Below are 14137 nucleotides of genomic sequence, written 5' to 3'. Positions count from 1 at the left end.
AATACCCTCAGTCTCGCGGTAATCCGAGCATGCGCTCTCCGATCACGTTGAGCTGCACCTCGGTGGTGCCACCGTAGATGGTGGTGGCACGGCCCGAAATGAGTTGCTCCATCGCCTTGTCGCTTGGCTGACCTGGGATGCTGACCGCTCCGGCAGCACCCAGTTCGGCGACGACGAACTCGGCAATCGACTGGCTGATCTTCATCGCCAACAGCTTGCCGACGCTCGACGTCGTACTCACGTCGATCCCCGAAAGTTGCTTGAGCACAACGCGGGAACCGATGAGATCGATCGCCTGACTCTCCGCAACCAGCTCGCCGACACGGTAGCGTCCGATCGGGCTCAGGTCTGCCGACTTCGCGAACTTCAGCAGATCGGAGTCCGAGGCGTACGCCTCCATCTTCTGGCTGAGCGCGACGCGCTCGCCGGCCAGCGTCGTCCGGGCGACGTTCCAGCCGTCGTTGACCTCGCCGACCACGTTCTCGTCGGGGATGAACACGTCGTCGAGGAACACCTCGTTGAACAACGCCGAGCCCGTCATCTCACGCAGCGGGCGGACGGTGATGCCCGGTGTCGACATATCGAGCACGAAGTAGGTGATGCCCTGATGCTTCGGCTTGCCGGCGTCCGTACGGGCGATCAGCATCGCCCAGTCGGAGAACTGAGCAACCGTGGTCCAGATCTTCTGACCGGTGATCTTCCAACCGCCGTCAACCTTTTCGGCCTTCGTCGACAGTGATGCGAGGTCGGAACCAGCACCGGGCTCACTGAAGAGCTGGCACCACACCAGCTCACCCTGCAGGGTCGGTACTGCCAATTCCTGCTTCTGCTTGTCCGAACCATGCGCTACGACGGCCTGCACGGCCCAGGTGCCCATCAAGAGCTGCGGCATCGAGATACCGGCAGCCTTGATCTCCTGGGAGATGACGATCTGCTCGAGCGGAGCGGCGCTGCGCCCGTACGGCTTCGGCAGGTGCGGCTGAACCCAGCCGCCGTCGCCGAGCGCGATCAGCTGGTCGTCCTCGTCGAGCTCGACCAACTTGGCAAGCTCGGCCGCGATGCCGCCGCGGATCTCCTCTGCCTCCGGCGGCAGTTCGAGAACCGAAGCCCGGCTGACACCGTCAAGTGCTTGCTGCGCAACACGATTGGCTCGATCCTCGCGGGTGCCGAGAATGCCGCGGATCGAGAGCGCGCGGCGGTAGTACAGGTGTGCGTCGTGCTCCCACGTGAATCCGATGCCGCCGTGAACCTGCACGCAGTCCTGCGCTACCTGCACTGCGGCGTCCGGCACGATGACTGCGGCGATGTCGGCGGCAAAATCTGCCGTGTCGTCGCCCTTGTCCAATGCGCTTGCCGCATCCCACACAACGGCGCGTGCCTGCTCGAGCGCAATGCCCATCTGCGCACACTTGTGCTTGACGCCCTGGAACTGGCCGATGGGTCGCCCGAACTGCACGCGTGTCTTGGCGTACTCCGATGCAGTGGAGACGCACCAGGACATGACACCGACGTCTTCGGCGCCGAGAACGACTGCGGCAATGGACCGTACCCGCGCCTCGGTGAGACCGTCGAGTATCCGTTCGGCGCTGATCTGAACATTGTCAGCTTCGATCCGCGCACTACCGCGCAGCACGTCGATGCTGTCCTGAACGGTGATCGCGACTGCGCTGCTCTCGAGCACCGCGTAGCGAACGCCCTCGGGCAACTGGATCGGAACCAGCAGTACGTCGGCGTGCTCACCACCGAGCACACCGTCGAGTGCGCCCGTGATCTTGTACCCACCGTCCGACGACTCGGCCGCCAACGGTGCACCCAAGGCGACTGCTGCCGTACGACTTCCGTCGATCAGACCGGGCAGGAACTCGGGTCCCGCCTTGGAATCGGCGACACCGAGAACGGCACTTGCCAATACCGTCGGAACGAACGGGCCGGGAGAGACTGTGCGGCCCAATGCTTCCAGTGCCACCGCCAAGGTCAGCAGGCCGGCGCCGTGACCACCTTGCTCTTCCGGAACCGCGAGCCCGAGAAGGTCCTGCCCGACGAGTGCCGTCCAGAACTGGGGGAACTTGTCCTCGGTCCGCGACTCCACGGCCGCGCGCACCTGCTCGGTGGTGATGGTGCGCTCGGCGAAGGAGCGCACCGAATCTGCAAGCGCGGTGTGCTCCTCACTCAGCCCGAGGCCGAGTTCGTATGCGTTGCGTGCCATGCGATTACAGTCGTTCTGCGAGGTCAGCGGTGGTCCAGGGACCCTCGCTCTCGATGGTGTTCACACCGTGCCAGCCGGCGAGTTCCGTGATGGCCCCACCCTGAACGGCATACACCTTGCCGGTGAGCTTGCAGTCCGCCGCCGCGAGATAGGCCACGAGCGGCGAGATGTTGGACGGCGCAAACGCGTCGAACTCACCCTCGGGGACCTCGGCCGCGAAGAGCGCACCCATACCGGGTGTCGCCAGCGTCAGTCGAGTACGCGCGATCGGCGCAATTGCGTTGACGCGCACGCCGTATCGATCGAGCTCGTCAGCGGCCACCAACGTCAGGGCTGCGATGCCCGCCTTGGCGGCACCGTAGTTGCCCTGGCCCGCATTGGGCATGAAGGTACCCGAAGCCGAAGCAGTGTTGATGACCGAAGCGTTGACGGTCTCGCCTGCCTTGCTCTGGTCCTTCCAGTATGCGGCAGCGTGGTGCAGTGTCGCTGCGTGTCCTTTGAGGTGCACGGCAATGACTGCGTCCCACTGGCTCTCGTCCATACCCGCGATGAAGGCGTCACGAAGAATGCCGGCGTTGTTGACCAGGACGTCGAGTCGGCCGAACTCACTGACGGCCTGCTTGACGAGGCCCTCGGCACCGTCCCAGGTGGCGATGTTGTCGGTGTTGGCAACGGCCTTGCCGCCTGCGGCAACGATCTCGTCGACTACCTGCTGCGCGGGGCCGGTATCTGCACCGGAACCGTCGTTTGCGCCGCCGAGGTCGTTGACCACGACGCTCGCACCCTCACGAGCGAAGAGCAGCGCATGCTCACGGCCGATGCCGCGTCCTGCTCCGGTGATGATCGCTACGCGACCGTCGAGACTTCCCATCAGTTCAAATTCCCATCAGTTCAGTTGTCGGACATGAAGACTCATTTGTCGGCGATGACCGCGAGGCCGTCCTTGATGACCAGGTCACCGACCGCGCTGGTTTCGTACGAGTACGACGTGGCTCCGTCTGCCGAACTCGACTTGTAGAACACCGTCTCGATGTCCTGGGTCGGGAGTACGGGTTTCGCGAATCGCACTGCGAGACGGCGCAACCGCTCGGTCTCGCCGCCTGCCAGTTCGGTCAGGGCTCCCCACGACGTGAACGCCATCGTGCACAGTCCGTGGTTGATGATTCCGGGGAGCCCGGACATCCGAGCGATCTCCTCGTCAAGGTGGATCGGCATCGGATCGCCGGAAGCCGGTGAGTACCGGAACGTCTGGTCCTCGTCGATATGCTGGTTCACCACCGCTGCGGGACTACCAGCGCGAAGAGCGTCGTCGAATCGGTGTTCGGGAGCCTTCTCGCCCAGTCCGGGGCCCGCGTCGACCTTGCGGAAGAACGCTGTCATCCATTGCTCGTTGACCAATTCACCCTTGTCGGTTTTGGTTTCGACGTAGATGACGACGGTGGACCCGTTGTCCCGGCCCTCGAATCCGATGGGCTTGGCGCGAGCGACCAGATGGTCGCCAGGGTAGATCGGACGGTGGAACAGGAAGTCCTGCTCACCGTGAACGAGCTTCATCAGCAGTTCGACCGGCGCCACCGACAGCGCAGCGGGTGCCATCGACATGAAGACGGGTACCACCGCGAAGACCGGCGGAGCGATCTCGCCTTTCAGGTGTCGCTCGATGGGGTCGTTTGTGGCAGCGGCATATTCGGCGATGCGCTCGGCTGTCACCTCGAAGTGCTCCGGATCGGTCCATACGTCCAGCCCGGACGTATCGAATTCGACCGCGTTGGTCTTCGGTGTCGTCATCGAGCCGTTACCCGACCAGCTCGGCGAACTTGGCCAGCGAGGCCTCGAGATCAGCCTTGGCGTTCTTGGCAACTGCCTTGCCGATCGGCCCGACGATCATGGTGCCCTTGAAGCTGGCGTCGACGGTTGCCTTCGAACCCGCACCGTCGGCCTCGACCGAGAGGATGAATTCGACGGTGACGCCGGCCATTCCGGTACCGGCAATCTTGACCATCTTCGGAACCTCGACCTCTTCGACGGTCCACTCGATCTTGTTGGCCATACCCATCACGGAGACGACCTCGGTGAACTTGGCGCCCAACGCGACCTCGGTGGGGAGTTCACTCTTCCAGCCCTGGTGAATGGTGAGCCACTCTTCCCAGCGAGACAGATCGGAGAGCGCATCCCAGGTCTTCTCGGGGGATGCGGGCAGTACGGCGGAGACGGAAACGGAAGCCATGATGAAACTCCTAGTGGGTAGCTGGCGGGTTGAGGGTGTGATTCAGCGTGCGTAGGGCTTGTATGCGGTCACGACAACTGCACCGCCGAGTCCGATGTTGTGCTGGAGGGCGACCTTCGCGCCGTCGACCTGACGCTTGTCCGCGGTTCCGCGGAGCTGCCAGGTGAGTTCGGCGCACTGCGCGAGGCCTGTTGCTCCGAGGGGGTGGCCCTTCGAGATGAGGCCGCCGGACGGGTTGACCACCCAGCGTCCGCCGTAGGTGGTGTCGTCGGCGTCGACGAGCTTGCCGCCGTCACCTTCGGCGCACAGTCCAAGTGCCTCGTAGGTCAGCAACTCGTTGGTGGAGAAGCAGTCGTGGAGTTCGATGACGTCGACGTCGTCGGCGGTGATCCCGGCCTGGGCGTATACCTTCTCGGCGGCCTTGCGGGTCATGTCTGCGCCGACGAGGCTGATGGCGCTCTTGTCCTCGAAAGTGCTGTTCATGTCGGTGACCATGGCCTGTCCGACGATCTCGATCGCCTGAGCAGCGAGCCCGTGCTTTTCGACGAATGCTTCGCTGGCGATGATCGCCGCGCCGGATCCGTCCGAGGTGGGCGAGCACTGGAGCTTGGTGAGCGGCCCGTGGATCTGGCGTGCTTCGAGGATCTGCTCGAGGGTGTACTCGTCCTGGAACTGCGCGTACGGGTTGTTCAGTGAGTGCTTGTGGTTCTTGACGGCGATCTTCGCGAACTGCTCGGCAGTGGTTCCGAAGCGTTCCATGTGCTCGACGCCCGCGGCGCCGAACATGTACGGAGCCGGCGGCATCGCGAACTCCTGCAGCTCGGCGAGAGCGAGGAGGTGCCGCATGAGGGGCTGTTCACGGTCGTCGTAGGTGGATCCGAGGGACCCGGACTGCATCTTCTCGAAGCCCAGCGCGAGTGCGCAGTCGGCCTGACCACTCTTGACCGCCTGCGTGGCGAGGTAGAGCGCGGTCGATCCCGTCGAACAGTTGTTGTTCACGTTGACGATGGGGATACCTGTCAGACCGAGCTCGTAGACAGCGCGCTGACCTGCGGTGGACTCGCCGTAGACGTAGCCGACGTATGCCTGCTCGACCTCGGTGTAGTCGATACCCGCATCTTCGAGCGCCTTGGTACCCGACTCGCGTGCCATATCCGGGTAGTCCCACTCGCGGGCTCCCGGCTTCTCGAACTTCGTCATGCCGACGCCGACGACAAAAACCCTGTTACTCATTGCCACTCCTGAAGAGAACGGTATCTGTGTGTGACACGCTGTCCCACCAAAGTATGTGAGACATCTTGTCCAGTCAATGGCGGGGTGAGTATCGTTCGATTTATGACAAAAACAGCCGAGTCGGCGCAGCCCGACGGGCGCAGCACTCGCTGGAACGATCACAAGGAGCAGCGCAAAGCGCGGATCCTCGACGCAGCACTCGATGCAGTCAACGAAGGTGGCGCCGACGTCGGCGTCCAGCAGATCGCCGAGCGCGCCGACGTCCCCCGCTCTGTTGTCTACCGGATCTTCAAGGATCGAGCCGACCTCGACGAGCAGCTGCGAGTCCGCATCCTCGAGATGATGATGACCGACCTGACCCCCACCCTCACGCCACAAGGCACCGTCGGCGAGGCCATCTCACGGGCCGTCGAGACCTACCTCCAGTGGATTGTGAAATATCCACGACTGCACCACTTTTTAGGCAAGGGCTCGCCGAGTACGCGGGCCACCGGTTCGAAAGTGGTAACCGGAACCAAGACGGCCATCGCCGTCCAATTGGGAAATTTGTTGGGCACGATCCTCACCAGCCGTGGCAAACCGTCGAAGATGGCTGAGCCCTTGGCTTTCGGCGTCATCGGATTGGTCGACGTCAGCGTCAACCGTTGGCTCAGCCAGCCGGGTTCCGATGTGACCAGTGCGGAATTGGCCGAATTCCTCGAACGCTCCATCTGGCAAGTCCTCGACGGCAATCTCCGGAGCATCGGTGTCGACATAACGCTGTCGACTCCGATCGCCGACCTGTGACAGTCACCGAACTACCCTGGACACTCGGCGGACGTGGACTTCAACTGGTCCAGGTTCCATCACTCGCCCTCCACGCACTTGGTGAAGACAACGCTAATCTTGCAATGGAACTCGCACCCGACCTCCTGACCCCGTATCTCCTCGGCGAAGAATGCCAGGGCTTGTGGCGCTACCGTAGCAAGCAGATAGCAGAGAATCCCCTCGACAGCGCGTGGATCACCCGCATCGCAGTCGATGCCCGCACCTCGACGCCGGTGGGGTTGGCCGGATTCCACGGTCGCCCCGATGCGCGCGGGACAGTGGAGGTCGGATATCGCATCGACCCGGCGTTCCGGCGCCAGGGATACGCACGGGCCGCCCTCGAGATACTTCTCGACGTCGCGAGTCGCGAATCCGAAGTACACACCGTTCGAGCGACCATCAGTCCGGACAACATCGCATCACGAAATCTGATCAGCCAGTACCGTTTCAACGAAGTCGGTGAGCAGTGGGACGAAGAAGACGGTCTGGAGACCATCTTCGAAGTCAGTGCCTCTCGATCGGCTTCGGCCGCCAACGGTTGATCACACCGAATACCGACAAGGCAAGGATGTCGGGAGTCAACCGCACAACGACGTCACGCACCGCCGCTAACGATCGATTGTCCGGCATCACGACGGTCGACATCTGTCGCGAAATCCATTGAACAGTTCGAACTCTATGACGTCGAGCCTTTGTGTAGCCGGCGAGATCGTCCGCATAGGCAGCAAGAGTAACGGCGTCCTCGATCGCCAAAGCCGCACCTAGCCCGAGGTGAGGGCGCATGGCATGAGCGGCGTCGCCAATCAACGCAACTTTGCCGCGTGTCAACAACTTCGGGGTCCGAATCTCGAGCAGTTCGTTCTCGATGATGCGGGCCGGGTCAGCGTTCGCGACGAGCTGCGACACAGGTTCGGGCCAGTCCGCAAAATGCGCAAAACTCTCGCCGCGTTGCGCACCCGCGAAAGCGTAGGTGCGGTTGCCCGCCAACGGGAGAATCCCGAACTCCCCTCGAATCCCCCATACCTGTCCGACAAAATCCGGCGGTGGACCATCGACGATCCAGCGCCAAGCTGACACTCCGGTATGTACCACGGTTCCCTCGCCGGGCCAGATCTGCTGTCGCACAACACTGTGCACACCGTCCGCGGCAACGACAAGGTCGTATCGAGCGGTATCACCGTCGGTGACTATCTCGGCGCGGCCGTGATCTCCGCAGCCCACACCCGTCACCCTGGTTCCGGTGCGTAGACACTCGGCGGAGATTGCGCGAACCAACACGTCGATCAGATCGGCGCGGTGGATTGTCACCAGATCGCGACCGCCGGCGAGGTCACCAATTTTGCGCGTCACCAGATTTTGCCCGCGCAGATTCCTGATCGCGCCCGAGCTGTACGGAAGGGAATTCGCCCTGACCTGTTCGCCTACACCGATTTCGTCCAACGCTGCCAGAGCGTTGGGAAACAACACGACGGCGGCGCCTACCTCCGTGAACTCGGACGAACGCTCGTACACGGTGACATCCCAGCCTGCTTTGCGGAGCGCGATGGCAGCCGTCAGCCCGCCAATTCCCCCGCCGACGATTCCCGCGCACTGTCCTTCCGGCACAGGTCAGATCCTCTCCGGAACCGTGACAGCCGTCAACCCGCTGGTTTTATCGGTCCAGTGAATGGCACGGTCCTCCAGCATCACCGGCGTCCACAACCTGTATGTCTTCACCTGATGGTGATGACGACACAGGCATTGGAGGTTGCTCGCAATGGTCCACCCACCACGTCTCGGATCGGAAGGATCGAACTCGGTGATGTGGTCGAGTTGGCACCTGTTCGCGGGCACCGAACAACCAGGGAACCGGCAGTGACCGTCGACGGCCCGCACCAATGCGGCCAGAGCCGCTCCCGGAGCATAGATCAGCGCGCCGGGAGGTGGATCGTGCTGGGCGCCGTGCCCATCCGATCTTCGAACGATGTCCGGGGATCGCGCGACCAACCGTTGCATTGCCCGAATCCGATCCCCGCAGCCGTTCGGTTCGCGACTTGGGCGATCACGTCGGGTGACAAGCGGCAGGACAGTGGGAGCATGCTGCCGACGCGGTCGATTCCCCGCGACCTGGGCGCGGAAATCGACGAACAAGGCCTGCCAGGTGGAATCAGCGGAGAGCTCGCGAGCAAAATCAGGATCGATCGGCCCGTATCCGTCGATGCTCGCGGGATCTGACGTCAATCCGAGGAGCGTCGCCAGATCACACACGATGTGCAACAACGGCTTCCGACGTGAGGATGCAGTCGATCGAGCTGCTGGGGATACTGCCTCGCACGTTTCGCTGCCACACTGGCAAGTCAGCCCCTGTTCGCCGTGCAGGAGAGCTACCAGTGCGTCGGCCCTACGGGTCGAGACATTTCGTGGATCGTGGTTGCAGACGCTTCCGGCGGCCTCGTTGATCAGGCCAAGCGCTTCGACGGCCTCGGTCGCACTGAGTGTTGCCTGCAACTGGGCGAGTCCGTGACGGTCTGCACGCGTGCGAACATCGCGGTGTTCCAGCATCTTCCGGCGACGTTCGGCGGCAGCGTCCGGATCGTAGGCAAAGAGCTGGCGCTCGATGTCGCGCTCCAGTTGCCCGGGCGGAAGACGGTGCGCCGAGGCAAGTACCCGGCGCTCGAGTGCTGCGATCGCCTCCGGATCGGCCCCGGTGAGTCCGTCGACAATCTTGCGCACACGCGCATAGTCCAACTCGCCGGCAGCGAAGGCGGCCTTGGTGAGCGGAAGGAACTCCCGTAGGGCATCACCGATCTCGATGTGGACTTCGGCAGTACGACGCGAGCACGTGAGCATGACCGCGATCTCGTTGCATGCGATCCGCCACGCCTTGTCGACATCACCGGACACGTCGAGTTCGGCGTTGAATCGCGACTCCGACAACATGGATGCACCGAGCACCTTTTGCGCGGCTAGCATGTTCTCGCTCTGCGCCGTCGCAAAGAGCATGTCCGGCAACACGAGTGGGTCGACGACAGGACGGCCGTCATCGACGGATGTCCCCACACCGCTCGTCAATCCCTTATCGAACATACATTCGACAATAAACCCACCCACCGACAAGAAAGCTAGAGTGCCGGTTTGTATCCCTTACCCTGCATCCACGCCAGCACGTCCAACACCCTGATGACCGGAACGGATTCGTCGAGACCTGCTCGTGCACGTAGATCGAGGAGTCGACTCTGCAACTCGTCTTCCCGCATGGCTACGCGAACAGGTTCCAGGTGGGCCGACTTCGTTCCCAACTCCCGCCCGATGACGTCGTCGTAGATCGGGAAGAGTCGCGGACGCTTGCGCGCGATCAGTTTGGACGCCATGGTTCGCCCGACACCGTGAATCTCTCGAAGCGCCGTCTCCAACCGCCACACCGGGGATTCCGGAGTGAAGGGATCGGGTTCGTTCGACAGATCGCGATCCGGGCCCACGTCCGCCAGGAGTCGGTTCAGTTCGGCATTGTTCTCCCCGAGCAGGAAGAAGGCTCCTTGCGCCGGAACCTGAACCGACAGAAGCGTCACCGCAACAAGATCTTCCGCGGTGAAGATGTTCGCATCACGATCGCGATTGCCACTGGGATCCCAGGAATCCCACAACGCACCGGTTCGGAGATAACCGGTCTTTCGGAGCGGCCTCGTGAAATATTCCTGCAGCACGTCGACCGCGCCGTCATCGTCCCCGTCTCGCAGCACACGCGGGAGTCGGATGGGCAACTGATCAAGCATGGTCGAGCGACCTTTCCAGTACATATTTGGCGAACCCGGCGTTGTGATACTGCCGAAATGGGCCCTTGCCCTTGGCAACAAGATGCTCCGCGAGCGGACGAACCGTCGTCATGTCGACGGGCAGTTGAGCAAACTGTTCCAACGCATCCGAGTCCTCGAGACTGCAGTCGATCACGGTCCCGTCGCCGTCGGCGGACGCCAACTCGGTGCGTCTGATGGCGACCAGATCGTGCTTGGCGTCGAGTTCTTCGATGCTGCATCCGGTTCGCGATTCCAGTGCCGAACTGGATACGTACACGGACATGACGTGCTCGATCGCCTTACCGCCGACCAGATGGCACTCGACGCTCAGAATCTCCATCGGACCGATATTGAGCGTGAACAAGCGATGGCGCTCCGCCGATCGGTTGGTCGACGGCAGGCAACTGATCGTCCACTGTTCGATCTCGACGGCGGCCGGAGCGTCGAACGCGTAGGAGAGAACCTCGGCAATCAGTTCGGCAAGATCTTCGAAGAGAGGGTCGCGCTGCAACCGCTCGAAATTCTCGACAGAAGCGGCGGGACGCACAGGCGCCTTGCTCACGCAGGTCCCCTCTCGTCCGGTGCTTTGCTCTCAGACCTCGCGTCCAAGGTACCCAGCCCTACGCGGGTCTCGCGCGTTCGCCCTCACATACACCCTCGCGTTATGGTTCTCGACACGTACCACCGCCTTACCGATCGCTAACTCGAGGAGCACACGAAGTGGAAATCAAGGGAACCGCAGCACTGGTCACCGGAGCGGCATCAGGCCTCGGCGCCGCAACAGCCAAGCGCCTCGCCGACGCCGGCGCTACCGTCTTCGGCCTGGATCTGCCCGCGTCGATCGAGCGCGCAGGCGACAACGTCCCCGCCGGCGTCACCCTCATCCCCACCGACGTGACCAGCGGCGAAGAGGTCGAAGCAGCGATCAACCAGATCGTCGAGTCGGGCTCCCCGCTGCGCATCGTCGTCAACTGTGCCGGTGTCGGCTGGGCCGGACGCATCCTGTCCAAGAAGGGTCCGCACGACCTCGAGCTGTTCCGCACGGTCATCACCGTCAACCTGCTCGGCACCTTCAACGTCATGCGCCTGGCCGCCGACGCCATCGCCAAGACCGAGGCCGTCGACGAGTCGGGCCAGCGCGGCGTTGTCATCAACACCGCTTCCGTTGCTGCCTTCGAAGGCCAGATCGGCCAGATCGCGTACTCCGCCTCCAAGGGCGGCGTGCACGGCATGACGGTTCCGGCTGCCCGTGACCTTGCGCAGTTCGGCATCCGCGTCAACACGATCGCTCCCGGCATCATCGACACCCCGATGCTCGCAGGCGTCACCGACGAGTACCGCAAGGGCCTCGAGGCCGGCGTTCCGTTCCCGTCGCGCCTGGGCCAGCCGTCCGAGTACGCGCAGCTCGCGCAGATGATCGTCGAGCACGACTACCTCAACGGCGAGACCATCCGCATGGACGGCGCACTGCGCATGGCGCCGCGCTAACCTCCCTGCTGTGCGCCTTTATTAACCGCCCACGGTTAATAAAGGCGCACAGTTGTCAGAACGAATGAAAATACCCACCGTTGGAGTGGGCAGTTGCGCTGAGGTACTCGGCCACTTCCTTCGCCGGCATCGGTCGGCTGATGTAGTAACCCTGAACCAATTCGCAACCGGCGGTAAGCAAGAGCCTCAGCTGGTCGGCCGTCTCCACGCCTTCCGCCAATGACTGCATACCGAGCGCCTTCGCCACCTCGACCACCGAAGTGACAACTGCCGAATCACCCTCGCTCAGTTCGGTGATGAACGACCGGTCGATCTTGAGGATGTCCAACGGCAGTTTCTTCAAACTCTCGAAAGACGAATAGCCGGTTCCGAAGTCGTCCAGGGCAATCGCAATTCCGGTGGCACGCAGGCGATCCAACTCGGCGACGGCAAGCTCCTCCACTGCTCCCGTCTCTGTGATTTCCAGCTGAAGCCGTTTGCCGGACAGACCGCTTGCCTCCAGCGCATCGTTCACGGCCGATCCGAACCCGGACGACATCAGTTGCACCGGAGAGACGTTCACCGTCACGTAAGTGTCGTCGGGCCACGTCGCGGCTTCGGCGCACGCCATGTTCAGTACCTGAAGCCCCAGAGGGACTATCAAGCCGGTCTCCTCCGCGACATCGATGAAAATGTGCGGTGCAAGCACGCCCCGCACCGGGTGATTCCAGCGAAGCAGTGCCTCGAAACCCTCGACGCGGCCGGTGTCCGCACGAACCTGCGGTTGGTAGTACAACTCGAACTGCCGAGACTCGATCGCAAGCCCAAGTTCTTGCAGGGCCGATGCTCGCTCCCTGGCCCGCGCCCGCAGCACCGGTGAGTATCTTCCTACCCGGTTCTTGCCGGCGGATTTTGCCGCATACAGCGCCAGGTCGGCGGACATGACAAGCGTGTCCGCGTCTTCGGAATCTGCGGGTGCGCCGGCATAGCCGATCGATGCACGAACCTCGATGCGATTCCCCCGCACGTAAAACGGCTCACGCAATGCATCCAGATAGCGAGCGAACACCTCTCCGCCGTCCCCTGTTCCCCGCAAGACGACGCCGAATTCGTCACCACCGATTCGCGCGCACATGGCGCCGTCGACCACCCGATTGAGCCGTGCAGCAACGGAAATCAACAATTTGTCACCGACAGGGTGCCCTAACGTGTCGTTCACCGACTTGAAATTGTCCAGGTCGAGGATTCCGACAAGGACTTCCTCGCCGGTTCGGACGGTGCCGAGCGCGTCGGACAGCTCCGAGCCGAACGTCCGGCGATTCGGGAGCCCGGTCAGTCCGTCGGTTGCAGCAAGCCACAGAATTCGCCGCTCGTAGTTGTACTTCTCGGTGATGTCCGAGCCCACGCCTCGCCAACCCACGAACTCCGTGGCCTCGGATAGCCTGGGATGACCCGACAGAGACCACCATCGGTCGACGCCGTCGACACGAACGGGAATGACGACCTCTCGAAACGGCATGAGGCGGTCGAGGTGATCTCCGATGACCTGGACCGCGGCTCGGCCACTCTTCGTCGAACCCACGTCGAGCCGATCCAACAATCCGCGCAGCGACAGGGTTCGCAGGTCGGAGACGGGAACTCCCGAGATCTGCGACAGCCGAGCGGAGGTGTGCGACAACGTCCCGGTGGTGTCGACTTCCCACAGCCAGTCGCGTGACCCACCCTCGAAATCGTCGAGAAGCAAACTGACCGTCTGGCGCTCGGCAGCAGCCTCGAACTCGGCAAGACAACGACTTCGGAACGACGCCCAGAGGTACACGACGCCGATAATCAGTGTCACCGAGTACACGACCAACTGGAACGAGAGGACAGCGTATTCCGTGGTTCTCTTGGGCAGAGATAACGACGAGCAATCCGATGCTGTGCACCAGAATCCACGCTACCGCTATCGACCGAACCGTCGACAATGCTACGGCGCCGGCGCCCATGACTCCGGCGAATGTCGCTAGAAGCACAAGCTTTCGCGAGTTGTCCGTCACGGGAAGCATCGCGGCGGCGAGAACGACAAGCAGAAGCCCGAGCAGGATCACCTCGAGCATGAGCGCCCAGTAGTCGTACTTCGTCGTATGTTTGGGCGTGTACCGGCCCTTCAGGACGACTCGCGGTATCCAGACGCGCACCGAATTGAGGACGACCAAGAAGGCCGCAGAACCCCAGATCACCCGAAACTCGTTGTGACCGGGGGGTACGACATACACAAGCAAAGCGCACACGCTGAGTACATTGACCATGTTGGCCAGCGGCGCGACCGTCGTCACCTGCAGTATCTGGCGTGCGAAGAGGTCGCGCCGCTCGACGTCAGACAGTTCGGCGTCGCTCGCACTCGAAGTCAGCCTGCTCAGCATGCAACACCCTCCATCGTGG

General features: G+C 62.7%; 13 protein-coding genes. 3 read left to right on the top strand and 10 right to left on the bottom strand.

Translation table 11 applies throughout. The features are described from left to right. Positions 1–7 precede the first annotated feature (7 nt). Genes QM609_RS05220 through QM609_RS05200 form a run of 5 tightly spaced genes read right to left on the bottom strand, consistent with a single transcriptional unit; the run spans position 8 to position 5666 of the window. Positions 8–2206 (bottom strand): acyl-CoA dehydrogenase family protein, encoded by a 2199-nt coding sequence (locus tag QM609_RS05220; protein ID WP_042453232.1) that lies wholly within the window; start codon positions 2204–2206, stop codon positions 8–10. A gap of 4 nt (positions 2207–2210) precedes the next feature. After that, positions 2211–3077: an SDR family oxidoreductase gene (locus tag QM609_RS05215; RefSeq protein WP_050655962.1), complete on the bottom strand. Its 867-nt coding sequence runs from the start codon at positions 3075–3077 to the stop codon at positions 2211–2213. 41 nt (positions 3078–3118) lie between these two features. Further along, complete coding sequence (locus QM609_RS05210; RefSeq protein WP_050655961.1) at positions 3119–3994, bottom strand: MaoC/PaaZ C-terminal domain-containing protein; 876 nt, start codon at positions 3992–3994, stop codon at positions 3119–3121. A gap of 7 nt (positions 3995–4001) precedes the next feature. After that, the gene (locus QM609_RS05205) at positions 4002–4433 is read right to left on the bottom strand and encodes a type II toxin-antitoxin system Rv0910 family toxin (RefSeq protein ID WP_030535858.1); all 432 of its coding nucleotides are present in this window, start codon (positions 4431–4433) and stop codon (positions 4002–4004) included. A gap of 42 nt (positions 4434–4475) precedes the next feature. Continuing rightward, positions 4476–5666 (bottom strand): lipid-transfer protein, encoded by a 1191-nt coding sequence (locus QM609_RS05200; protein ID WP_007735955.1) that lies wholly within the window; start codon positions 5664–5666, stop codon positions 4476–4478. Between the two features lie 102 nt (positions 5667–5768). Between QM609_RS05200 and QM609_RS05195 the strand changes: the two genes are divergently transcribed. Continuing rightward, positions 5769–6452 (top strand): TetR/AcrR family transcriptional regulator, encoded by a 684-nt coding sequence (locus QM609_RS05195; RefSeq protein WP_007735953.1) that lies wholly within the window; start codon positions 5769–5771, stop codon positions 6450–6452. Between the two features lie 104 nt (positions 6453–6556). After that, on the top strand, positions 6557–7015 hold the full coding sequence (locus tag QM609_RS05190) for a GNAT family N-acetyltransferase (RefSeq protein ID WP_257216395.1): 459 nt from the start codon (positions 6557–6559) through the stop codon (positions 7013–7015). Here QM609_RS05190 and QM609_RS05185 read toward each other — a convergent pair. From QM609_RS05185 to QM609_RS05170, 4 genes are read right to left on the bottom strand one after another with little or no spacing between them, the layout of a single operon-like run. Continuing rightward, the gene (locus QM609_RS05185) at positions 6978–8078 is read right to left on the bottom strand and encodes an FAD-dependent monooxygenase (RefSeq protein WP_050655959.1); all 1101 of its coding nucleotides are present in this window, start codon (positions 8076–8078) and stop codon (positions 6978–6980) included. The two genes, QM609_RS05190 and QM609_RS05185, sit on opposite strands and share 38 nt — an antisense overlap. A 3-nt stretch (positions 8079–8081) precedes the next feature. Further along, the gene (locus QM609_RS05180; protein ID WP_050655958.1) at positions 8082–9539 is read right to left on the bottom strand and encodes an HNH endonuclease signature motif containing protein; all 1458 of its coding nucleotides are present in this window, start codon (positions 9537–9539) and stop codon (positions 8082–8084) included. A gap of 35 nt (positions 9540–9574) precedes the next feature. After that, positions 9575–10225: a DUF6308 family protein gene (locus QM609_RS05175; RefSeq protein ID WP_003944144.1), complete on the bottom strand. Its 651-nt coding sequence runs from the start codon at positions 10223–10225 to the stop codon at positions 9575–9577. After that, positions 10218–10808 (bottom strand): hypothetical protein, encoded by a 591-nt coding sequence (locus QM609_RS05170; RefSeq protein ID WP_050655957.1) that lies wholly within the window; start codon positions 10806–10808, stop codon positions 10218–10220. The genes QM609_RS05175 and QM609_RS05170 overlap by 8 nt, the downstream gene beginning before the upstream one ends. 158 nt (positions 10809–10966) lie before the next feature. Between QM609_RS05170 and QM609_RS05165 the strand changes: the two genes are divergently transcribed. Next, complete coding sequence (locus QM609_RS05165; protein ID WP_003944195.1) at positions 10967–11734, top strand: SDR family NAD(P)-dependent oxidoreductase; 768 nt, start codon at positions 10967–10969, stop codon at positions 11732–11734. Positions 11735–11789: 55 nt separating this feature from the next. On the opposite strand, the gene QM609_RS05160 is transcribed toward QM609_RS05165, so the two are convergent. Further along, positions 11790–13553: a putative bifunctional diguanylate cyclase/phosphodiesterase gene (locus QM609_RS05160; protein ID WP_283337092.1), complete on the bottom strand. Its 1764-nt coding sequence runs from the start codon at positions 13551–13553 to the stop codon at positions 11790–11792. Between the last annotated feature and the right edge of the window lie 584 nt (positions 13554–14137).

The sequence above is a fragment of the Rhodococcus sp. IEGM 1302 genome (assembly GCF_030056935.1).
Classification (GTDB): Bacteria; Actinomycetota; Actinomycetes; order Mycobacteriales; family Mycobacteriaceae; genus Rhodococcus_F; species Rhodococcus_F qingshengii.
The sequence above is the reverse complement of the archived record's forward strand: the minus strand, read 5'-3'. Positions and strand labels throughout refer to the sequence as shown.